The sequence below is a fragment of the Aggregatibacter aphrophilus ATCC 33389 genome, from assembly GCF_900636915.1.
Lineage (GTDB): Bacteria > Pseudomonadota > Gammaproteobacteria > Enterobacterales > Pasteurellaceae > Aggregatibacter > Aggregatibacter aphrophilus.
In genome coordinates, this window is sequence record NZ_LR134327.1 from 536,825 (window position 1) to 560,181 (window position 23,357).

At 43.8% G+C, this 23,357-nt stretch carries 17 protein-coding genes, 1 tRNA gene and 3 rRNA genes; 12 read left to right on the forward strand and 9 right to left on the reverse strand.

All coding sequences use genetic code 11. The annotated features are described in order from the left end of the window. The first annotated feature begins 43 nt into the window (after positions 1-43). The 5 genes from guaA (at position 44) to tilS (ending at position 6,447) form a co-directional block, all read left to right on the forward strand. Positions 44-1,603 (forward strand): glutamine-hydrolyzing GMP synthase, encoded by a 1,560-nt coding sequence (guaA, locus tag EL144_RS02755; RefSeq protein WP_032994943.1) that lies wholly within the window; start codon positions 44-46, stop codon positions 1,601-1,603. Positions 1,604-1,686: 83 nt separating this feature from the next. Beyond that, a complete protein-coding gene (locus EL144_RS02760) occupies positions 1,687-2,649 on the forward strand; it encodes an SPFH domain-containing protein (protein WP_050332710.1) in 963 nt (320 codons plus the stop codon). 568 nt (positions 2,650-3,217) lie between these two features. Then, positions 3,218-4,171, forward strand: coding sequence for an acetyl-CoA carboxylase carboxyl transferase subunit alpha (gene accA, locus EL144_RS02765; protein ID WP_005700199.1), 954 nt, complete (start codon positions 3,218-3,220; stop codon positions 4,169-4,171). A 63-nt stretch (positions 4,172-4,234) separates the two neighbouring features. Continuing rightward, on the forward strand, positions 4,235-5,092 hold the full coding sequence (gene pdxY, locus EL144_RS02770; protein ID WP_005703391.1) for a pyridoxal kinase PdxY: 858 nt from the start codon (positions 4,235-4,237) through the stop codon (positions 5,090-5,092). Between the two features lie 44 nt (positions 5,093-5,136). Then, positions 5,137-6,447: a tRNA lysidine(34) synthetase TilS gene (tilS, locus tag EL144_RS02775; RefSeq protein ID WP_005703392.1), complete on the forward strand. Its 1,311-nt coding sequence runs from the start codon at positions 5,137-5,139 to the stop codon at positions 6,445-6,447. A 52-nt stretch (positions 6,448-6,499) separates the two neighbouring features. Here the strand turns inward: tilS and EL144_RS02780 are convergent, their stop codons facing one another. Then, the gene (locus EL144_RS02780) at positions 6,500-7,831 is read right to left on the reverse strand and encodes an NCS2 family permease (RefSeq protein WP_005703393.1); all 1,332 of its coding nucleotides are present in this window, start codon (positions 7,829-7,831) and stop codon (positions 6,500-6,502) included. A gap of 236 nt (positions 7,832-8,067) precedes the next feature. On the opposite strand from EL144_RS02780, the gene galE reads away from it, so the two are divergent. The 4 genes from galE (at position 8,068) to adk (ending at position 11,506) form a co-directional block, all read left to right on the forward strand. Further along, a complete protein-coding gene (galE, locus tag EL144_RS02785; RefSeq protein WP_005703395.1) occupies positions 8,068-9,084 on the forward strand; it encodes a UDP-glucose 4-epimerase GalE in 1,017 nt (338 codons plus the stop codon). Between the two features lie 5 nt (positions 9,085-9,089). Continuing rightward, positions 9,090-9,431, forward strand: coding sequence for a hydrogenase maturation nickel metallochaperone HypA (hypA, locus tag EL144_RS02790; RefSeq protein ID WP_032994946.1), 342 nt, complete (start codon positions 9,090-9,092; stop codon positions 9,429-9,431). A 3-nt stretch (positions 9,432-9,434) separates the two neighbouring features. Next, positions 9,435-10,709 (forward strand): MFS transporter, encoded by a 1,275-nt coding sequence (locus EL144_RS02795; RefSeq protein ID WP_005703397.1) that lies wholly within the window; start codon positions 9,435-9,437, stop codon positions 10,707-10,709. A 152-nt stretch (positions 10,710-10,861) separates the two neighbouring features. Then, positions 10,862-11,506, forward strand: a complete 645-nt coding sequence (adk, locus tag EL144_RS02800) for an adenylate kinase (RefSeq protein ID WP_005703398.1) — start codon at positions 10,862-10,864, stop codon at positions 11,504-11,506. 145 nt (positions 11,507-11,651) lie between these two features. Here the strand turns inward: adk and qseC are convergent, their stop codons facing one another. The 3 genes from qseC to EL144_RS02815 all read right to left on the reverse strand — a co-directional run bounded on the left by qseC (position 11,652) and on the right by EL144_RS02815 (position 14,192). Beyond that, positions 11,652-13,022, reverse strand: coding sequence for a quorum sensing histidine kinase QseC (gene qseC / locus EL144_RS02805; RefSeq protein ID WP_197718134.1), 1,371 nt, complete (start codon positions 13,020-13,022; stop codon positions 11,652-11,654). After that, positions 13,006-13,677 carry a response regulator gene (locus EL144_RS02810; RefSeq protein ID WP_005703401.1) on the reverse strand — a complete coding sequence of 224 codons (672 nt, stop codon included), beginning with the start codon at positions 13,675-13,677 and terminating at the stop codon, positions 13,006-13,008. The genes qseC and EL144_RS02810 overlap by 17 nt, the downstream gene beginning before the upstream one ends. A gap of 95 nt (positions 13,678-13,772) precedes the next feature. After that, entirely contained in the window at positions 13,773-14,192 is a 420-nt protein-coding gene (locus EL144_RS02815; protein WP_005703402.1) for a YgiW/YdeI family stress tolerance OB fold protein, read from the reverse strand. A 123-nt stretch (positions 14,193-14,315) separates the two neighbouring features. On the opposite strand from EL144_RS02815, the gene EL144_RS02820 reads away from it, so the two are divergent. From EL144_RS02820 to EL144_RS02830, 3 genes are all read left to right on the forward strand, one after another. Further along, positions 14,316-14,696 carry an aminotransferase class I/II-fold pyridoxal phosphate-dependent enzyme gene (locus EL144_RS02820; protein ID WP_005703403.1) on the forward strand — a complete coding sequence of 127 codons (381 nt, stop codon included), beginning with the start codon at positions 14,316-14,318 and terminating at the stop codon, positions 14,694-14,696. Positions 14,697-14,785: 89 nt separating this feature from the next. Continuing rightward, positions 14,786-15,703, forward strand: a complete 918-nt coding sequence (gene fdhE, locus EL144_RS02825) for a formate dehydrogenase accessory protein FdhE (RefSeq protein WP_005703404.1) — start codon at positions 14,786-14,788, stop codon at positions 15,701-15,703. Positions 15,704-16,001: 298 nt separating this feature from the next. Next, on the forward strand, positions 16,002-16,634 hold the full coding sequence (locus EL144_RS02830; protein ID WP_005703405.1) for a TfoX/Sxy family protein: 633 nt from the start codon (positions 16,002-16,004) through the stop codon (positions 16,632-16,634). A gap of 263 nt (positions 16,635-16,897) precedes the next feature. Here the strand turns inward: EL144_RS02830 and rrf are convergent. The 5 genes from rrf to sucD form a co-directional block, all read right to left on the reverse strand. Continuing rightward, positions 16,898-17,013 (reverse strand): 5S ribosomal RNA (rrf, locus tag EL144_RS02835). 204 nt (positions 17,014-17,217) lie between these two features. After that, positions 17,218-20,114: ribosomal RNA gene (locus EL144_RS02840) — 23S ribosomal RNA — on the reverse strand. A gap of 266 nt (positions 20,115-20,380) precedes the next feature. Further along, a tRNA-Glu gene (locus EL144_RS02845) sits at positions 20,381-20,456 on the reverse strand. Positions 20,457-20,551: 95 nt separating this feature from the next. Beyond that, positions 20,552-22,091: ribosomal RNA gene (locus EL144_RS02850) — 16S ribosomal RNA — on the reverse strand. The 16S, 23S and 5S rRNA genes sit together here with 1 tRNA gene alongside, the layout of an rRNA operon. A 379-nt stretch (positions 22,092-22,470) precedes the next feature. Continuing rightward, entirely contained in the window at positions 22,471-23,349 is an 879-nt protein-coding gene (gene sucD, locus EL144_RS02855) for a succinate--CoA ligase subunit alpha (protein WP_005703739.1), read from the reverse strand. Positions 23,350-23,357: the final 8 nt, after the last annotated feature.

Consider the following 23,357-nt stretch of genomic DNA (forward strand, 5'->3'; position numbering starts at 1 on the left):
AATTTTTAAGTAAGATTAATAATATCAATTGTTAGAGAAAAAAATGACCAATATCCATGACCATAAAATCCTCATCCTCGACTTTGGTTCCCAATACACCCAACTTATCGCCCGCCGTGTACGTGAAATCGGTGTATATTGCGAGCTTTGGGCGTGGGATGTCACCGAACAACAAATCTGTGATTTCAACCCAACCGGGATTATCCTTTCCGGCGGTCCGGAAAGCACCACGGAAGAAAACAGCCCGCGTGCGCCTGAATATGTCTTTAATGCCGGCGTGCCCGTGCTGGGCATTTGCTACGGTATGCAAACCATGGCGATGCAGCTTGGCGGCTTAACGGAAACCTCTGATCATCGTGAGTTTGGTTATGCTTCCGTTTTAATGGAAAATCCGACCGCACTTTTCGCCCATTTAAATGACGGCGACAGCAAATTGGACGTGTGGATGAGCCACGGCGATAAAGTCACCCGCTTGCCACAAAATTTCCAAATCACCGGCACCACGCCGACCTGCCCGATTGCGGCAATGTCTGATGAAAGCCGTCATTTCTACGGCGTGCAATTCCACCCGGAAGTCACTCACACAAAAAAGGGCTTGGAATTATTAACCAATTTCGTGGTGAACATTTGTGGTTGCGAAACCAAATGGACCGCCGAAAACATTATTGAAGACGCCGTTGCCCGTATTAAAGAGCAGGTGGGCGATGACGAAGTCATTTTAGGTTTATCCGGCGGTGTGGATTCCTCGGTGGTAGCCTTATTATTACATCGTGCTATCGGTAAAAACTTACACTGCGTATTCGTGGATAACGGTTTACTCCGCTTACACGAAGGCGATCAAGTAATGGAAATGTTTGGCGACAAATTCGGTTTGAACATCACCCGTGTGGATGCTGAAAGCCGTTTCTTAGGTGAACTTGCAGGCGTATCCGATCCTGAAGCAAAACGTAAAATTATCGGTAAAGTGTTCGTGGATGTATTCGATGATGAATCGAAAAAACTGACAAAAGTGAAATGGTTGGCACAGGGCACCATTTACCCTGACGTAATCGAATCGGCCGCCAGCAAAACAGGCAAAGCCCATGTCATTAAATCCCACCATAACGTAGGCGGCTTGCCTGATTATATGAAACTTGGCTTAGTCGAACCGTTGCGTGAATTGTTCAAAGATGAAGTGCGCAAAATCGGCTTAGCGCTTGGTTTACCGGCTGAGATGATCAATCGCCACCCATTCCCAGGCCCGGGTTTAGGCGTTCGTGTACTCGGTGAAGTGAAAAAAGAATACTGCGATTTATTACGCCGTGCCGATGCGATCTTTATCGAAGAATTACGCAACAGCGGTTGGTATGCCAAAACCAGCCAAGCCTTCAGCGTGTTCCTACCGGTGAAATCTGTAGGCGTGATGGGCGACGGACGTAAGTATGACTGGGTGATTTCCTTACGTGCCGTAGAAACGATTGATTTTATGACCGCACATTGGGCGCATTTGCCTTATGATCTACTGGGCAAAATCTCCAACCGCATCATCAATGAAGTGAACGGCATTTCCCGCGTAGTCTATGACATTAGCGGTAAACCGCCGGCAACTATTGAGTGGGAATGACCACTCTGCATGACAGAGACACTGAAAATTCAGCGTCTCTTTTGTACAAGAAACAATAATTTTTATTTTAATAAGGAATCATGATGTTAAAACCGACAAAAACCGATACCATTGAAAATCCGAAAACATTTATCAAAAAATATAGCTTCGTCGCTTTAGGTGCAGTGGCTGTTCTTATTGCTCTCAATTCTTATTTTACTGTAGATGCCGGTGAAAAAGGCGTAATTCGTCGCTTCGGTGAAACTATTCGGGTTGTCGATGCCGGTTTAGGCTTTAAGATCCCGGTCGTAGATAGCCTGATTACGATTTCCACCCGCGATCAATCCTTGTCTTTCGGCAGCCGTCGTAGCGATGGCGAAGTGGGTTATGGATTAAACGCCTACACCCGGGATCAACAATCTGTCAACGCTGCTCTGACGATTACTTACAACGTGACGGATCCTATTGGGGTTTATGATCGTTATCGCACCATTGAGAATATGGTAACGCAAATTATTGAGCCACGTGTTCGTTCTCAAGTTGAAACGACTTTTGGTCAATTTACCGTGCAAACTAGCATCACCGAGCGGGCAAAATTGTCCGACACGCTGCAAAATAACATCAGAAAAGCCTTGGAAGGACAGCCTATTGCAGTAAATAGCGTACAACTTTCCGAAATTAAATATTCTGATGCTTATGAAAAAGGGATTGAATTATCCATGCAGAAAAACATTGAAATTCAAACTAAAGAGCGTCAATTAACCATTGCTCAAAAAGAAGCGGAAATTATCCGAACGCAAGCACAGGCAGAAGCGGATGCACAAATTATTCAAGCGAAAGTGGAAGCAGAAAAGGTGAAATTGCGCGGCGAAGCGGAAGCCCAAGCGATTAGAGCCACTGGGGAAGCGGAAGCGCAAACCATCAAAGCAAAAGGTGAAGCATTAAAAGAAAACCAGCAATTGGTTTCGCTCACCGCCACAGAAAAATGGGACGGCAAGCTCCCGGAAACTATGCTTCCAAACAGTACAGTTCCTTTTATCCAAATGCCAAACAATGGAGCTAAATAACAAATTAATCTAAATTTAAATAGGCACAGAAATGTGCCTATTTTATTTATAGCACAACAAAAAATTAAGTATGAAGGTAAAAATTGAAAACAAAGGAAAAAAATAGGATTTTGGATTAGGTGGTGAACTAAGCAGAATTGGTCTTAACAGTAAGCGGTTTACTGCGTCGCATCCCTGCGGGTTTCTACCTAGTCCACCATTGATAGAGGATGATGGTTTGTAGTTGCGACATAAAACTCATACCAAAAGTGTTTTATACCTTCTAGCCGCTTATTTCAGGAGACCAATCCTGACTTTCAAACATCTTATTTTGAAAGTGATTACATCATAAAATCGTTTTAGCCGATTGTCAATCTGTGCTTTAATATATATTTATGTTAATTTTTTCATAGTTTATTTTTTAAGTAATAACAATAAATTACTGTGATTACAGAGTGTTACCTGGTGTAACCAGATGAATTTTTATGACTTTTATGAAAAAAACACATAAAATAATCGGTCTAATTGCGCCGCCCCTGAAATCTTGTTAAAGTGCGGTACAGATTTTTCACAAAATTAGGAATCACACATGAGTCAAGAATACTTAGATTTTGAATTACCCATTGCCGAACTCGAAGCGAAAATTGAATCCTTACGCTCCGTAGTTGACCAAGATAACGAAATTAATCTTGATGATGAAATTGCCCGCTTACAGAAAAAAAGTATTGAATTAACAGAAAAAACCTTCGCAAATTTAGATGCGTGGCAAGTTTCAAAAATGTCCCGCCATCCGAACCGTCCTTATACTCTTGACTATATCGAACATATTTTTACCGAATTTGAAGAACTTGCCGGCGATCGCGCCTTTGCTGACGATAAAGCCATTGTCGGCGGTTTGGCCCGTTTAGATGGCAAACCGGTAATGGTTATCGGCCACCAAAAGGGTCGCACGGTAAAAGACAAAGTGAAACGCAACTTTGGTATGCCGGCACCGGAAGGTTATCGCAAAGCGTTGCGCTTAATGCAAATGGCTGAACGTTTCAAATTGCCAATTATTACCTTTATCGACACCCCGGGAGCTTATCCGGGTGTGGGTGCGGAAGAACGCGGCCAATCTGAGGCAATCGCCCGCAACTTACGCGAAATGTCCATGTTAAAAGTACCTGTAATCTGTACTGTGATCGGCGAAGGCGGTTCTGGTGGGGCATTGGCTATTGGTGTGGGCGATAAAGTCAATATGTTGCAATATTCAACCTACTCCGTTATTTCACCTGAAGGCTGTGCATCTATTTTATGGAAAAGTGCCGACAAAGCATCAACCGCAGCCGAAGTTATGGGTTTAACTGCCACGCGCTTAAAAGAATTAGGCCTGATTGATAATATCATTACCGAACCACTAGGCGGTGCTCATCGCAATTATGCCGAAATGGCACAAAATCTGAAAAAACGTCTGCTTGCTGATTTAGAAGATCTGGAAGTCTTAGATGCCGAAAATCTGTTGGATCGTCGTTATCAACGTTTAATGAGCTACGGTTACGTATAGAAAATAATAAAAAAATAAACCGTATTTGCTGTTTTTAAAGGGATTTAAAAGGAGAAAATAACAATGAAAAACGTACTTTCAATTCAGTCTCATGTGGTTTACGGCTATGCCGGTAATAAGTCGGCAACATTCCCAATGCAGCTCCTCGGTGTAGATGTTTGGGCATTAAACACCGTGCAATTTTCTAATCATACGCAATACGGCAAATGGACGGGAATCGTCATTCCAAAAGAACAAATTGCTGAAATTGTGCGTGGCATTGATGAAATTGATGCATTGAAAAAATGTGATGCGGTAGTTTCCGGTTATTTAGGCTCTGCAGAACAAATCGATGAAATCATCAAAGCCGTGCATAAAATTAAAGCCATCAATCCTAATGCGCTTTATTTATGCGATCCTGTTATGGGTCATCCGGATAAAGGTTGTATCGTTGCCGATGGGGTGCGCGAAGGCTTGATCAACATCGTATCGGAAGCCGATATCATTACGCCGAACTTGGTAGAGCTACGTGAATTAAGCGGTTTACCGGTAGAAAATTTTGAACAGGCACTGACTGCCGTTCAAGCCATCTTGGTGAAAGGTCCGAAAAAAGTGTTAGTAAAACATTTGAGCAAAGTTGGCAAAGACGCGTCTCAATTTGAAATGCTATTGGCAACCCCTCAAGGCGTATGGCATCTTTCCCGTCCATTACACCCGTTTGATCGTGAGCCGGTAGGCGTGGGCGATTTAACCGCCGGTTTATTCTTAGCCAATTTGCTGAACAGAAAATCAGATGTGGACGCTTTTGAGCACATGGCAAACGCAGTCAATGAAGTCATGCAAACCACGTTAGAACGTGGCGAATATGAATTACAAATCATTGCAGCCCGAGATCTCATTATCAACCCGCGTAGTCATTACAAAGCACAAAAAATCGCGTAACGCTCAACTTCCTCCTGTTCCACGGGAGGAAATTTTATCCGCCTATGCTTCTTGAACAATTCTCACAACAACTCCGACAACTCGCCCCGAACCAAACACAATTTCTTATCGGTTTTAGTGGTGGGCTGGATTCCACTGCACTCCTCGCCTTATTCGCAAAACTCCGTGAAAATCAACCGCACTTTCAGTTGCGCGCCATTCATATTCATCACGGGCTAAGTTCAAACGCCGATGCTTGGGCAACTCATTGTGAAAATCTCTGCCAACAATTCCAAATTCCGTTGTTGATCCAACGGGTCAACGTGAATATGGCGAACGGCATTGAAGCCGGTGCCCGTCAGGCGCGTTATGAAGCCATTGCACAACATATTTTGCCCCAAGAGTGGTTGGCCACAGCACATCATCTGCAAGATCAGACGGAAACTTTTTTTCTTGCCTTAAAACGCGGTAGCGGGTTGCAAGGCTTGAGCGCAATGCAACCCCAAAGCACGGTTTACAATGTGCCGATTTTTCGTCCGCTGTTATCTTTTAGTCGTCAGCAACTGCTCAAATTTGTGCAACAGCAAGGGATCACGTGGATCGAAGATGAAAGCAACGCCGACAATCAATACGATCGCAATTTCTTACGCAATCAAATTCTGCCCGATCTACGTCAACGTTGGGGGCATTTTGATTCGGCCGTGCAACGTTGTGCACAACATTGTTACGAACAGCAGCAACTGTTAAATGAATTACTGGCAGAGGAATATCAAAAAAACGTTGATAAAACTGACCGCACTTTTAAAGTGCAACACTTTGCCGATTATTCGGCGATTAAACAACGTGCCCTGTTGCGCTTGTGGCTACAAGAATGCGGCGTTGCCATGCCGTCATTGGTGCAATTAGAACACCTAATTTCCGATGTAGTTTTTGCCAAGCCTGATACACAACCACAATTTCGATTAGAAAATAACATTGTGCGTCGGTATCAACACAAGCTGTTTCTCACACCGATTTTCGCCGATATTTCATCAAACGATATTGAAGCGGAATTGGATAAACCCATGGCGTTGCCCGATAACCTTGGAACGCTTCGGTTGCAAAAGACACCGCAGAAAATGACCGCACTTTGGCATGATGAAAACGGCAACATATATAAAGAAACCTTAGCGTTACCGTTAGAGAAAACGAAAGTTTGGATTCGTTTTGGTTATTCGGGCAAAGTGAAATTAACCCCAAAGGGTATGAATCAGGATATTAAAAAAGTGTGGCAGAATTTGAACGTGCCGCCTTGGCAGCGCCAACGAATTCCGCTGATTTTCTACGATGATAAGCTGCAAAGTGCGGTCGGTTTTTTTACCGTTTCCCAAAATTAAGGCAAACAAAAAGGCGCATACTCATGCGCCTTTGTTGTCTTTATCAAATGACTTAAATCGCCCAACCACAAGCGTAGAATGCCACTAAAACAACAGCAATCACCACTGTGCCGACATTTAAGCGTTTTACATCTCCACTCACAATTCGACCGATAACCAACGTTGCAAAACCTAACATAATGCCGGTGACAATATTGGCGGTTAATACGATGAACACTGCGCAAATTAAACCGCTCATGGCGCCGACAATATCATCAAAGTTTAACTTGCTCACGTTACTTAACATGAGTAACCCCACATACATCAACGCCGGTGCGGTGGCGTAATTTGGGACTAAAAAGGCTAACGGTTGGAAGAACAACATTAACAGGAACAATACGCCGACCACGATAGCGGTAATGCCGGTTTTGCCGCCTGCAGCTGTGCCCGCGGCAGATTCAATATAAACTGCGGCGGGCGCCGTGCCGAAAATACCGGAAAATAAGCTGCTTATGGAATCGGAGGTCAAGGCTTTTCCGCCATTGATAATTTGACCGCTTTTATCTAACAAACCTGCCTGGCCTGCCACCGCACGAATGGTGCCAGTAGCGTCAAAAACAGCAGTCATCACGAGGGCGAATACGACAGGTAAAATTGCCGGTTGTAACGCGCCAAGCACATCTAATTTTAAGAATAAGGATTCATCACCAAACGATGGCATTTTAAAAATTTTACCGTCAAAAGTCACATTCGGATCGAAAATTAAACCAATAATGGTAATGGCAATAATTACCCATAAAATACCACCTTTAACTTTTCTTTTTTCCAACCCAATAATCAACGCTAAACCAATTAATGACATTATGACAGGAAATGCGGTGAAGTTACCTAATTTCACCGGCAAACCATTTTGATTGCCAACCACTAAGCCTACGCCATTGGCGGCGATTAAAAGCAAGAACAAACCAATACCGATGCCCGCACCATGTGCAATACCTATCGGTAAATTACGCAAAATCCAAGCACGAATCCCCGTCGCAGAAATCAGAGTGAAAAAAACACCCATTAAAAAGACCGCACCTAACGCCACCGGAATACTGACTTTTTGTCCAATAACCAAACTAAAAGCCGTAAACGCAGTAAGGGAAATGGCACAACCGATTGCCATCGGCGCATTTGCCCAAAAGCCGATTAAAATGGAGCCAAGGCCCGCAACCAAACAGGTGGCGATAAAGACGGATTCCGCCGGAAATCCCGCCGCACTTAACATATTCGGCACGACAATAACGGAATACACCATGGCAAGAAAAGTGGTTAAACCAGCAACAATTTCTTTGCGCACGGTGGAGTCGCGTTTAGTCAACTCAAAACGTTGTTCTAACGCGCTGGATTGTGAAGATGACATGAAAATTACCTTTAAATGAAGGGAAGATTAAGGAGGCCGTATTTTACCGAAAGCAGGCGAGAAGTAAACGTTTGCGCAAATATTTTGCATAAAATTTACGTTATTTCGAAACGTTCGCAAACCAGTGTAGTCCAAAAGACTTGTATGCCTTGGATAGGGATAATTTTTTTCTGATTAAAATCAATCGGTGCTATACTGACGGACAATTTAATCTTCATTATTTAAAAGGAAATAGAATGACTATTTTAGTAACAGGCGGTGCCGGCTATATCGGTTCACACACAGTCGTTGAATTATTAAATGCGGGCAAGGAAGTGGTAGTTTTAGACAACCTTTGCAACTCCTCACCGAAATCGCTAGAGCGGGTTAAAGAAATTACAGGAAAGACTGTGAAATTTTATGAAGGGGATGTATTGGATCGTGCATTGTTACAAAAAATCTTTGCCGAAAATACCATTCATTCCGTCATTCATTTCGCCGGCTTAAAAGCGGTTGGCGAAAGTGTGCAAAAACCTGCCGAATATTATTTAAACAACGTGACCGGCTCCCTCGTCTTGGTACAAGAAATGAAAAAAGCCGGCGTATGGAATTTTGTATTCAGCTCTTCCGCCACTGTTTATGGCGATCCTGAAATTATCCCGATTACAGAAAGCTGCAAAGTAGGCGGCACCACCAACCCGTATGGCACTTCCAAGTTTATGGTAGAACAAATCCTACGCGACATTGCCAAAGCGGAACCAAAATTCAGCATGACCATTTTGCGCTATTTCAATCCCGTGGGCGCGCATGCAAGCGGCTTAATCGGCGAGGACCCAAATGGCATTCCGAATAATCTCTTGCCTTACATCAGCCAAGTGGCAATCGGCAAGTTACCACAACTTTCCGTCTTTGGTAGCGATTATGACACTCATGACGGCACAGGTGTGCGCGATTATATTCACGTTGTGGATTTGGCTATCGGTCACTTAAAAGCGCTGAATCGCCATCAAGACGATGCCGGTTTGCACATTTATAACTTAGGCACCGGTATGGGTTATTCCGTGTTGGATATGGTAAACGCCTTTGAACAGGCGAACGATATTCAAATTCCTTATAAATTGGTTGATCGTCGTCCGGGCGACATTGCCACTTGTTATTCCGATCCGAGTTTAGCGGCGAAAGAATTAGGCTGGAAAGCGGAACGAGGATTAACAGAAATGATGAAAGATACATGGAATTGGCAAAAAAATAACCCGAAAGGTTATAGAGATTAATCGCCATGCACGAGCTCTCTTTGTGCCAAAACATCATCGAAATTGTTGAGCAACAATGCAAACAGCATAATGTCAACAAAGTGACCGACCTCTGGCTTGAGGTCGGCGTACTTTCTTGCATTGAACCGAGCGCCTTGGAATTTAGTTTTGAAATGACCGCTAAAGGCACTCCTGCCGAAAATTGCAAACTGCATTTAATTCCTATCCCGGCTAAGGCTTGGTGTTGGAATTGCAAACAATTCGTTGAAATTCAAGCCAATAACAGTACTTGCCCAAATTGCGGCGGTGTACATTTGCAACGCCAAAGTGGCGATGAACTACGAATCAAAGAAATTGCCGTTGAATAACCTATGACAACTCCAGCCTCTAACCCAACCCTTGCAAGCCAAATTTTCAGCCGTAACATGCTGATTTGTGTTTTTACCGGCTTTAGCTCAGGTCTCCCTCTATTTGTTTTATTGCAAATGTTGCCGGTATGGCTGACGGATAAAGGGCTTTCCGTTGAACTGATCGGCGTAGTGACGGGGGTCACCCTCCCCTACGGTTTAAAATTTTTATGGGCCCCCTTATTGGATCGCTATTTTCCAAACTTTCTAGGGCGGCGGCGGAGTTGGTTGCTTATTTCACAAATCATTTTACTGATTTTGCTCTATGCCATTAGCCAATTCGATCCAAGTTCACAATTAACTATTGTGGCGAATATCGCCTTTCTCATTGCTTTCTTCTCAGCAACCCAAGACATTGTGCTTGATGCCTATCGACGTGAAATTTTAACGGATAAAGAACTTGGCCTGGGCAACACCATCCACATTAATGCTTATCGTGTCGCGGGCTTAATCCCCGGTGGGCTGTCTCTTTATCTCGCCACCCGCCTCCCTTGGGAAACTGTTTTTTTATTGACCGCACTTTGTATGCTATTCGGTTTGTTTATGACCTTATTTCTCGCTAAAGAGCCGAAAATTGCTGTTCAAGATCGCGATAAACCATTCTATCTTGCCTTTTGGATCCCGCTTCAGGAGTTCTTTCAGCGTAAAGGTGTGGCACAAGCCTTGGGCTTTTTGCTTTTCCTATTTTTATATAAATTTGGTGATTCTTTCGCTACCACGCTACAAACCAAATTTATCTATGATATGGGCTTTAGCAAAGATGACATCGCCATCGTAGTAAAAAGTACGTCACTCTGGGCCAGCATTTCCGCCGGACTCGCGGGCGGCGTAATTATGATAAAACTCGGCATTAACCGTGCGCTGTGGGTCTTTGGTTTCGTACAATTAATCACCATCGGCGGATTTGTTTGGTTGGCAGGATTCGGACATTTTGCACAAATTACCGCGATCGAACTGTGGAAACTCGGCTTCGTGATTGCCGCCGAATACATCGGTGTAGGCTTGGGAACTGCCGCTTTCGTCGCGTTCATGGCACGGGAAACCAATCCGCTTTACACCGCTACCCAATTGGCGCTGTTCACCAGTCTTTCCGCGTTACCAAGCAAGGGATTCGGCATGTTGTCGGGCTATTTGGTCAAAGCGGTGGGTTACTATAATTTCTTCTGGATCTGTTTATTACTTGCTGTACCCGGAATGCTTTGTTTATTCTGGGTAGCTCCGTGGAATGCGAAAGAATAACTCTCCGGCTAGAAGGTTGACTTTTCAGGGGAATTAGGCAACCATACACGGCGATTTATAAAACATCTTCAAAACTCACCGCACTTTCTTACCATTCAACAAAAAGTGCGGTCATTTTTGAAACTGTTTTTTCATTTAAAAAAGAGGACAATATGAAAATTATTCTATTAGGCGCGCCGGGCGCAGGAAAAGGCACACAAGCACAATTCATCATGAATAAATTTGCCATCCCGCAAATTTCTACCGGCGATATGTTACGTTCCGCCATTAAAGCCGGTACCGAATTAGGCAAACAAGCCAAAACCTTAATGGATGCAGGTCAGCTCGTACCGGATGATTTAATCATTTCTCTTGTGAAAGAACGCGTAGCACAACCTGACTGCGCCAAAGGCTTCTTGCTTGACGGTTTCCCTCGCACCATTCCGCAAGCGGACGCATTGAAATCTGCCGGCATTGCTATTGATTATGTGTTGGAATTTGATGTGCCTGATGAAGTAATTGTAGAACGCATGAGCGGTCGTCGTGTACACCAACCGTCCGGCCGTTCTTACCATGTTATTTACAACCCACCGAAAGTGGAAGGTAAAGATGATGTCACCGGTGAAGATTTAATCATCCGTGCCGATGACAAACCGGAAACCGTGTTAGACCGCTTGAAAGTCTATCACAGCACCACCAAACCATTAGTGGACTACTACCAAGCAGAAGCCAAAGCGGCCAACACACAATATTTCCGCTTAGACGGCACCCAAAAAGTAGAAGATGTCAGCAAAGAATTAGATAAAATTTTAGCTTAATCAACAATAAATAAAAAAGGCCATTCCCAAAGGAATGGCTTTTTTGTGAATGAAAGAAAGTGCAGTCGATTTTCCAAGTGTTTTTTAAATATAACACCTCAAAAATAAAAGGCCGCATTGTTACGCGACCTTTTAATTACATGGATTACAAAAAAATCTCCGCCAGTAATCCGGTTCTGACACCGTTCGAATCCGTCGTATTTTTTAACCGCACTTTATAATGATGTAACTCAGCAATGCGATGAGTGATAGATAAACCTAAGCCGCTGCCTTTTTCATTTTGCCCTGCTGGACGGTAAAAACGCTGACCCAGTTTTGCTAGATCGGCTTCCTCAACCCCGCCACCATTATCTTCCACCGAAATTTTGTGTTTCTTCAACTGCACTTTGATCCGACTGCCTTCAGGGCAATAGCGAATAGCATTATCAATCAAGTTACGTAACATTAACGAGAGCAACAAAGGCTGCCCTTTTTTTGTAGGTGGAATGCCGTCTTCTTCAAATTGAATGTCGATTTGGCGTTTTTCCGCATGGAAATACAATTCTCCAATAAGCGATGGGATGAGTTGTTCCCAGTGAATTTCCTGCAAATTATCCAATTCTTTCAAATTATCTAAACGGGATAAGGTTAATAATTGTTCAACAAGTTGTGTCGCGCGATCAATGCCTTTAGTGAGATTATCCAATGCCTGCTCGCGTAAAATAGAATCTTCACCGGCGATTTGTGCCACTTCTGTTTGAATACGTAATGCCGCTAGCGGGCTACGTAATTCATGAGCGGCGTCAGAAGTAAAACGGCGCTCACGTAATAACATCGTAGAAGTGCGGTCAAAAAATTGATTTAAACTCTGAATCAATGGCAACACTTCAGAAGGCAGATTGTCAGTTTTTAATAATGACGTATCATCAGGTGTACGTTGTGCGACTTGCTCACCGATTTGTTTTAAACCACGTAATTCTTTACGAATAATAAGACCAAGCGCCGCTAATAAAAAAGGCAGGCTGGCAAACCAAATCCACATTTGCCCGAATACCATTTGATTAATAAGATCATCACGATATTCCTGTTCTTGTCCCACAGCAATCATCAGTCGACCGCCGGCAACCGGCAGCCAAAATATACGCCATTCGTCATCATCACCTCGAATACGACTTTTAGAGAAACCTTTCTTAGGGGCAAAAATAAAATTTTCGCCATTTTCACCGTCACTCAGCACAATATCACCGTCAGGAGTAAAAATAGCGAAAGCTAAGGCATCGTCATCAAATCGTGCTTTTTTAAATGGTGGTCGTTTAAATTCGCGGTGATGACCAATTAAAATATTACGTAAATCGGAAGACGCCAACCGTTCAGCAAATAAAATTTGTTGTGCATCAAACATTTGATTGACTTCTTTACGAACTTGAAACCATGCTACCGTCGTTGAAAGCAACCATACGCAAACAGATACTAGAGAAAGGGTTATAATGAGCCGGAAACTCAAACTACGATTACGCCAATTAAGACTCTTCATCATTTTTTCCTAAAGCATAGCCCACGCCATGTACAGTGCGGATAAATTGTTTACCAAGCTTTTGGCGTAAATTATAAATATGCACTTCTAAAGCATTGCTGCTCACTTCGTTATCCCAAGTATAAAGTTTTTCCTCAATAAAATTTCGGGTAAGTACACGCTCTTTGTTCATCATAAAAAGTTCGAGCAGCTTATACTCTCGAGTAGTGAGGAAAATTTCCTGATCACGCAAAAATACCTTGCGTTGATTTGGCTCAAAGCGTACCAAACTATGTTGAATTACAGGATTGGCATGGCCGTAACGACGGCGAATCAACGCATGTAAGCGCGCCACCACTTCTGCCAAAGCAAAAGGTTTACATAAATAATCGTCTGCGCCACGTTGTAATCCTGTGATGCGCTCATCTAAGGTATCCCGTGCGGTAAGAATCAAGACCGGCACATCAATCCCTTTCTGGCGCCAAGCTTGCAATACATCTAAACCATCCGTTTTCGGCAACGTCAAATCTAATACGACAGCATCATAAGGTGCCGATTGAGCGGCTTCCAAGCCAATTTTACCATCAGTAAACCAATCCACCGCAAAGCCTGATTTGGTTAAGCCAATTTGAATCCCATTACCGATTAATGGATCGTCTTCGACTAATAAAATACGCATAAAAAAACCACCGCACTTTTATTGAAAATACATTCACCTAAATAAACAAAAAGTGGCATAACACCACTTTTTGCTCCTCCTCTTTTATTTGTCGATTATTTTACAATTTTTTCTACGCGATCAATATCAACTTCCGTCTTTTCCCAAGATTTATCCACTTCACCGTAAAGTTTTACTTCATCATTTGGTGAAATATCTTGCCCGCGCCATGCTTTACGCTCAATTTCTACACGGATTTCACCGGTGCTATCTTTAAAAATAAAATCATCTTTACCGACCTGTTTTACAATGTGTCCTTGTAAAATGATGTATTGATCATCTAACCAAGAATTGGCTTCAGAGGCCTTACTCACACTTTGATTTGAATTGATGAAACCACCGCGTTTAAAATCCTCTTTGTGATGATGTTGTTGTGGTGCTTGTGCATTTGGATCTTGGAAACCGCCTTTAGCAAATGCACCTGTTACGGCAACGGTTGATAATACTAAAATTGTTGCTAAACTAACTTTCTTCATTTTTCAATCTCCTTTGTAAGGTTAATCATAACAAAGCACCTTCGCTTTGTTGAGAACTATTAAACCAATGGAACATTAAGAAAGTATTAAGAGAATCATTTTTTTATCAAAAAAGGAAAATATATGCGCTATGACCAAATGTCTGCTTTCATTGTGATGGATATTGTACGGGAAGCAGCAAAATATCCCAACGCTATTCACTTTGAAATTGGTCAACCGGATTTGCCGCCATCGGATAACGTAAAAGCCGCCTTAAAAGACATTTTCACCATTGAATTTAAACCGCAAGGCGCTTTTTATTTATGGGCGGATGTATCTAAATATACCGATGACAGTTACGAATTTGCCAAACAAATGCTACATGAAATTCAAGTCGCCACTACACCGGGAATTGATTTCGGCCAAAACGGCACGAAGCATTATTTGCGTTTTGCTTACACGCGCAACATCGAGCATTTGCAAGAAGGGGTAAACCGCATTAAACAATGGCTGGCGAATAAATAAAAATTACCCGTTTCGGTCATTGAATGGCAAATTTATGCGCCTATAATAAGTACGAATTTTTACTTTCTATCACCCAAAAATGAAAAATTATGAGTATCCGAATCCTTCCCGAAAATGAAATTAAACACGCGGCTGCGTCTTATACCGCACTCCCGCTGTTGTTCTCCAACCCGAAAAATTTATATCAACGCCGCGGCGCGCGTTTAAGAGAATTAGCGCAGGATCATCCGCTTGCTGATTATCTGTTATTCGCTGCGGCGATTGCAGATGCCCAATTGGAACTGCTGGAAAACATACCGATTCCAAAAGAACCGCGTTTGCAGGCGCTTTCCGGTGAACAATTGGCGAATAAACCGTTGGATGTAAAAAACTGGCAACGTGATCCGATTTGGCGAAAATTATTGACCGCACTTTTGGAAAAATTGAAACCCTCTGCCAACGACCAGATTCTCACGACAATCGAATGGTTGGAAAAAGCTGCCGACAGCGAATTGGAAGACTTTGCCGACAACCTGCTGGCACAAGAATTTGCTAACATTTCCAGCGATAAAGCAGTGTTTGTGTGGGCAGCATTATCCTTGTATTGGTTCCAATTAGTGCAACAAATTCCACATAATGCCAAACAAGAAAGCTCAGAGGATCTACATATTTGTCCGGTTTGTAGTTCTTCCCCAACCGCCAGTATGATTCATTTAGGTACAAATCAAGGTTTGCGCTATCTGCATTGTTCTTTATGTGAAAGCGAATGGAACATGGTTCGTACACAATGCACCAACTGCGGGCAAAGCAGTGACTTGGATTATTGGTCATTTGATGAACATTTAGCCGCGATTCGTAGCGAAAGTTGCGGAAGTTGCCGTAGTTACCTGAAAGCCTTATTCCAAGAAAAAGATCCGAAAATCGAGGTCATCGCCGACGATTTGGCGTCTATCTTTTTAGATATGGAAATGGAGAAAAAAGGCTTTATGAAAAGCGGTTTAAATCCATTTGTGTTCCCAGCAGGGTGATTTCTAAAAGGCTAAATCTATATCTAAAGGTAACCGTATTTAAGTAAAATCCACCTTTATAAAAGGTAGATTTTACTTGGCACAACCTAGCAACTTAAACTTAACAATTACTTTTATTTTTTAATAAAATGAGTGTTAACGTTGCTAAAGCATATAAAACCTTAAATTCTTTACTATTTATTTATAAAAATCTCGATCCAGATCACATCTTTAATATATAATTAACTAAAATTTTGTTATATAAAATTTTTTAATGATATAACTATTTCTTAATTATAACTAACCTAAAGGGAAATTTATGAGTAATATCATATCACAACTGCAACTTGAGTTTTCGGAACTTATCGAAGATGTTAAAGTTAAAAATTTATTTAACGGCCATGGTATTTTTCATCAAGATATTATGTTTGCTTTACATCAAAATGGTAGCATTTATATAAAAGCAGAAGGAGATTTAGTATCCTATTTGGAGAAATTAGGAGCTGTAGCTTATGCAATTAACCATGATAGTATGAAGAAGCTAGCCCTATACAATTATTATCAATTACCAAATTCAATTCGGAGAAACAAGGAAAAATTTAAAGAAATCCTTATTCTCGCTATAAAGCAAGCAAAAGCTAAAAAACTTTCTGATGAGCTATCTAAAAAAGAACGTATTAAAGAATTAGCTAACTTTTCTATAAAACACGAAAGGCTCCTAGCTAAGGTCAATATTTATACAGTAACTGAATATCGAAAATTAGGTGCCTATCATAGTTTTATTAGACTAAAGAAACTTGGTATTCCTGCAAATATTGATTTATTGTGGACCTTTATTGCCGCATTAAAAAACAAACATGTAAGTTTGCTCTCTGAAGAAGAGAAAAAGAAAAAGCTAATAAAGTTAAATGACTTACTAGAAAGCAATGGATTACGTAAAATGAAGATATAATTCTCCTTCTAGCAAACAAATCTTCACTAAAAATATTCATAAAATCAACCGCACTTTGAATCTATTCCAAAGTGCGGTTTTCTTTTTCGCTAAATTCCCTTGTTATCTCTCCGTTATCTCTTTAATTGGTAACTTGTCATTCTCTTACTTTTTGCTCTCTTTCTTTGCCTTTAGTCTTTCTTCAACCTTTAACTTAATCCTGTTTATCCGCTTTGCCCAAAAACAAAACCCCCCGATGCATTCACATCAGGGGGCTACATTCAGCTTGGCGGTGACCTACTCTCACATGGGAACATCCCACACTACCATCGGCATTACGGCGTTTCACTTCTGAGTTCGGGATGGAGTCAGGTGGACCCACCGCATTATCGCCGCCAAAATTCGGTCGATGACTTAAAATCCGTCTTCTTTATCTTACTCTCTATCCTTCAAACCAAAACAAGCTGACTCTCAACTTTCTCTCTGTATCATCACCTCTATTCCCGGTGAATCACCTACAGTCTCTCTTTACTCTCTCTTAACTGCTACTCACCCAATTCCGCCCTCATGCCTCAGGTCTCCCCAAAAAACACTTGAGCGTTGTATGGCTAAGCCTCTCGGGCAATTAGTACATGTTAGCTCAATGGCTCGCACCACTTACACACCATGCCTATCTACGTCTTAGTCTTAAACAACCCTTACAGATTTATAATCTGGGAGAACTCATCTCTTGGCAAGTTTCGTGCTTAGATGCTTTCAGCACTTATCTCTTCCGCACTTAGCTACCCGGCAATGCGTCTGGCGACACAACCGGAACACCAGCGGTGCGTCCACTCCGGTCCTCTCGTACTAGGAGCAGCCCCAACCAATTCTCCAACGCCCACGGCAGATAGGGACCGAACTGTCTCACGACGTTCTAAACCCAGCTCGCGTACCACTTTAAATGGCGAACAGCCATACCCTTGGGACCTACTTCAGCCCCAGGATGTGATGAGCCGACATCGAGGTGCCAAACACCGCCGTCGATATGAACTCTTGGGCGGTATCAGCCTGTTATCCCCGGAGTACCTTTTATCCGTTGAGCGATGGCCCTTCCATGCAGAACCACCGGATCACTATGACCTACTTTCGTACCTGCTCGACTTGTCCGTCTCGCAGTTAAGCTTGCTTATACCATTGCACTAACCTGACGATGTCCGACCGTCATTAGCAAACCTTCGTGCTCCTCCGTTACTCTTTGGGAGGAGACCGCCCCAGTCAAACTACCCACCAGACACTGTCCGAGACCACGTTTCGTCATCTTCGTTAGAACATCAAACGTTAAAGGGTGGTATTTCAAGGTCGACTCCAACAATACTGGCGTATCATCTTCATAGTCTCCCACCTATCCTACACATCAAAATTCAATGTTCAGTGTCAAGCTATAGTAAAGGTTCACGGGGTCTTTCCGTCTAGCCGCGGGTACACCGCATCTTCACGGCGATTTCAATTTCACTGAGTCTCGGGTGGAGACAGCCTGGCCATCATTATGCCATTCGTGCAGGTCGGAACTTACCCGACAAGGAATTTCGCTACCTTAGGACCGTTATAGTTACGGCCGCCGTTTACTGGGGCTTCGATCAGGTGCTTCTCTTGCGATTACACCATCAATTAACCTTCCAGCACCGGGCAGGCATCACACCCTATACGTCCACTTTCGTGTTTGCAGAGTGCTGTGTTTTTAATAAACAGTTGCAGCCAGCGGGTCACTTCGACCGGTTCAACCTTCAGGGGTAAACCCTTACAATCTACGCCGGCGCACCTTCTCCCGAAGTTACGGTGCTATTTTGCCTAGTTCCTTCACCCGAGTTCTCTCAAGCGCCTAAGTATTCTCTACCTGACCACCTGTGTCGGTTTTCAGTACGGTTTAGATAAACCTGAAGCTTAGTGGCTTTTCCTGGAAGTGTGGTATCGGTTACTTCAGCTCCGTAGAGCCTCGTCATCATCTCTCAGTGTTAAGGAAGTCCGGATTTGCCTAAACTCCCCACCTACCAACTTAAACGTGCATATCCAACAGCACGCTAACCTAACCTGCTCCGTCCCCACATCGCAGTTTATCCAAGTACGGGAATATTAACCCGTTTCCCATCGACTACGCTTTTCAGCCTCGCCTTAGGGGCCGACTCACCCTGCCCCGATTAACGTTGGACAGGAACCCTTGGTCTTCCGGCGAACGGGTTTTTCACCCGTTTTATCGTTACTTATGTCAGCATTCGCACTTGTGATACGTCCAGCAGCCCTCTCGAGCCACCTTCTTCCGCTTACACAACGCTCCCCTACCCAACAGTATTGCTACTGATGCCGCAGCTTCGGTGCTATATTTGAGCCCCGTTACATCTTCCGCGCAGGCCGACTCGACTAGTGAGCTATTACGCTTTCTTTAAATGATGGCTGCTTCTAAGCCAACATCCTAGCTGTCTAAGCCTTCCCACTTCGTTTCCCACTTAATATAGACTTTGGGACCTTAGCTGGCGGTCTGGGTTGTTTCCCTCTCCACGACGAACGTTAGCACCCGCCGTGTGTCTCCTGAGTATCACTCTTCGGTATTCGCAGTTTGCATCGGGTTGGTAATCCGGGATGGACCCCTAGCCGAAACAGTGCTCTACCCCCGAAGGTGTCCACTCAAGGCTCTACCTAAATAGATTTCGGGGAGAACCAGCTATCTCCCGGTTTGATTGGCCTTTCACCCCCAGCCACAAGTCATCCGCTAATTTTTCAACATTAGTCGGTTCGGTCCTCCAGTTAGTGTTACCCAACCTTCAACCTGCCCATGGCTAGATCACCGGGTTTCGGGTCTATACCTTGCAACTACTCGCCCAGTTAAGACTCGGTTTCCCTTCGGCTCCCCTATTCGGTTAACCTCGCTACAAAATATAAGTCGCTGACCCATTATACAAAAGGTACGCAGTCACCCTTTCAGGCTCCCACTGCTTGTACGTACAAGGTTTCAGGTTCTATTTCACTCCCCTCACCGGGGTTCTTTTCGCCTTTCCTTCACAGTACTGGTTCACTATCGGTCAATCAGGAGTATTTAGCCTTGGAGGATGGTCCCCCCATCTTCAAACAGGATATCACGTGTCCCGCCTTACTTGTCGTTAGCTTAGTACCATAACCTGGACTTCGAGTACGGGGCTATCACCCTGTGTCGCCAAGCTTCCCAGCTTGTTCCTCTGCCTCTGTCATTATCACTAACAGGCTCCTTCGCGTTCGCTCGCCGCTACTAACGAAATCTCGGTTGATTTCTTTTCCTCGGGGTACTTAGATGTTTCAGTTCTCCCGGTTCGCCTCATTATCCTATGGATTCAGATAATGATAGTGGGTTCTTCACCCACTGGGTTTCCCCATTCGGACATCTTGGATTAAACGCCTCTTATCGACTCATCCAAGCTTTTCGCAGATTAGCACGTCCTTCTTCGCCTCTGATTGCCAAGGCATCCACCTTGTACGCTTTGTCACTTAACCATACAACCCCAAGTATTCTTATGATTAACTCAACCTTATGATTAACTCAACCTCATGAACTTAACATTAAATTGAAAATCCACTTAAAATCACAACATTGAATCGAAAAACACTTAACGCCGCTAAGCAGTAACAGTTAATTTATTAAGAGTAATCACCTTTTATCAATCACTCTCACTCAGACTTTCTTGAAAGTCTCGTTTTCAGCTTGTTTCCGGTTTGTTAAAGAACAGGTTTTATAAAGAAGATGAATAATCATCTTTATATGGCGTCCCCACGGGGATTCGAACCCCGGTTACCGCCGTGAAAGGGCGATGTCCTAGGCCTCTAGACGATGGGGACAACATATAAAGATGCTCTCTTTTCTTCCTTTGCTTTGTTCTCTCTTGTCTACAATCATCAGCCAAACTGTGTGGACACTTAAGTTCGTCTTTCGGTAAGGAGGTGATCCAACCGCAGGTTCCCCTACGGTTACCTTGTTACGACTTCACCCCAGTCATGAATCATACCGTGGTAAACGCCCCCCTTGCGGTTAAGCTATCTACTTCTGGTACAACTCACTCCCATGGTGTGACGGGCGGTGTGTACAAGGCCCGGGAACGTATTCACCGCGACATTCTGATTCGCGATTACTAGCGATTCCGACTTCATGGAGTCGAGTTGCAGACTCCAATCCGGACTTAGACGTACTTTCTGAGATTCACTCCACCTCGCGGCTTCGTCGCCCTCTGTATACGCCATTGTAGCACGTGTGTAGCCCTACTCGTAAGGGCCATGATGACTTGACGTCATCCCCACCTTCCTCCGGTTTATCACCGGCAGTCTCCTTTGAGTTCCCGACCAAATCGCTGGCAACAAAGGATAAGGGTTGCGCTCGTTGCGGGACTTAACCCAACATTTCACAACACGAGCTGACGACAGCCATGCAGCACCTGTCTCATGGTTCCCGAAGGCACTCTCATATCTCTACAAGATTCCATGGATGTCAAGAGTAGGTAAGGTTCTTCGCGTTGCATCGAATTAAACCACATGCTCCACCGCTTGTGCGGGCCCCCGTCAATTCATTTGAGTTTTAACCTTGCGGCCGTACTCCCCAGGCGGTCGATTTATCACGTTAGCTACGGGCACCAAGCTCAAAGCACAATCCCCAAATCGACAGCGTTTACAGCGTGGACTACCAGGGTATCTAATCCTGTTTGCTCCCCACGCTTTCGCACATGAGCGTCAGTACATTCCCAAGGGGCTGCCTTCGCCTTCGGTATTCCTCCACATCTCTACGCATTTCACCGCTACACGTGGAATTCTACCCCTCCCTAAAGTACTCTAGACCCCCAGTCTGAAATGCAATTCCCAGGTTAAGCCCGGGGATTTCACACCTCACTTAAAAGTCCGCCTGCGTGCCCTTTACGCCCAGTTATTCCGATTAACGCTCGCACCCTCCGTATTACCGCGGCTGCTGGCACGGAGTTAGCCGGTGCTTCTTCTGTGATTAACGTCAATTTGTTGCGCTATTAACACAACAACCTTCCTCGTCACCGAAAGAACTTTACAACCCGAAGGCCTTCTTCATTCACGCGGCATGGCTGCGTCAGGGTTGCCCCCATTGCGCAATATTCCCCACTGCTGCCTCCCGTAGGAGTCCGGGCCGTGTCTCAGTCCCGGTGTGGCTGGTCATCCTCTCAGACCAGCTAGAGATCGTCGGCTTGGTAGGCCATTACCCCACCAACTACCTAATCCCACTTGGGTTCATCCTATGGCATGTGGCCCGAAGGTCCCACACTTTCATCTCCCGATTCTACGCGGTATTAGCGACAGTTTCCCGTCGTTATCCCCCTCCATAAGCCAGATCCCCAAGCATTACTCACCCGTCCGCCACTCGTCAGCATAAGTACAAGTACTTACCTGTTACCGTTCGACTTGCATGTGTTAAGCCTGCCGCCAGCGTTCAATCTGAGCCATGATCAAACTCTTCAATTCAAAAAGTTTAATCGCTCAATACTGCTGACTTAATTAATCTATCTATAAATAAACGAATCTTCGTAGCACTATTCAGTTCAATTTTAAAATTCTTTTAAAAACGAATCTTCAAGTGCCCACACAGTTTGTCTGATTGATTGTTAAAGAACAAAAAACGACGCGCTGTTTAGTGCTTTACAACGGCGCGTCGTTGTGGGGGCGTATTATAGGCTTTTATCCAGACCTTGCAACCCCTTTTTGTGATTTTTTGCAAAATATTTTTCAATTGATTATTTTTTGTTAAAACTAATGCTCTATTCAATAAAATTAGCATAAAAAAGTGCAGTGAATTTTCGCGATGTTAAAAAACGTTCGGAAAATCTACCGCACTTTTATTTCTTTAAAATGACTTATTCAATACTTCTCTCAATGCTGAGCCGATTTGTGCTAAACTTCTGACAGTTTTTACACTGGCAGCTTCAAGGGCTGCGAATTTCTCATCGGCAGTGCCTTTACCGCCACTAATGATAGCACCGGCGTGTCCCATACGCTTACCTTTAGGTGCGGTAACACCTGCGATGTAGCTTACAACAGGTTTGGTCACATGCTCTTTAATGAACGCCGCCGCTTCTTCCTCTGCCGAACCGCCGATTTCACCAATCATCACAATCGCTTCGGTTTGCGGATCGTCTTGGAATAATTTCAAAATATCTACAAAACTAGAACCCGGAATTGGGTCACCGCCGATACCAACACATGTAGATTGACCAAAACCTTCATCTGTGGTTTGTTTCACCGCTTCATAAGTCAAGGTACCGGAACGGGAAACAATACCGATTTTACCTTTTTTATGAATATGGCCAGGCATAATACCGATTTTGCATTCTTCCGGTGTAATCACGCCAGGGCAGTTTGGTCCAATCATGCGTACACCGGTTTGATTTAAACGTTGTTTTACCACCAACATATCAAGAGTTGGGATGCCTTCAGTAATACAAACAATCAATTTAATGCCTGCATCAATGGCTTCTAAAATGGCATCTTTACAACCGGGCGCTGGCACATAAATTACCGTTGCGGTGGCACCGGTAGCTTCTACCGCTTCGCGTACCGTATTGAAAACCGGTAAGCCTAAATGGGTTGTGCCGCCTTTATTTGGAGAAACGCCGCCAACTAATTTTGTGCCGTAAGCTAATGCCTGTTCGGAATGAAATGTGCCTTGACCACCGGTGAAACCTTGGCAAATGACCTTTGTATCTTTATTAATTAAAATTGACATTTTTTTAC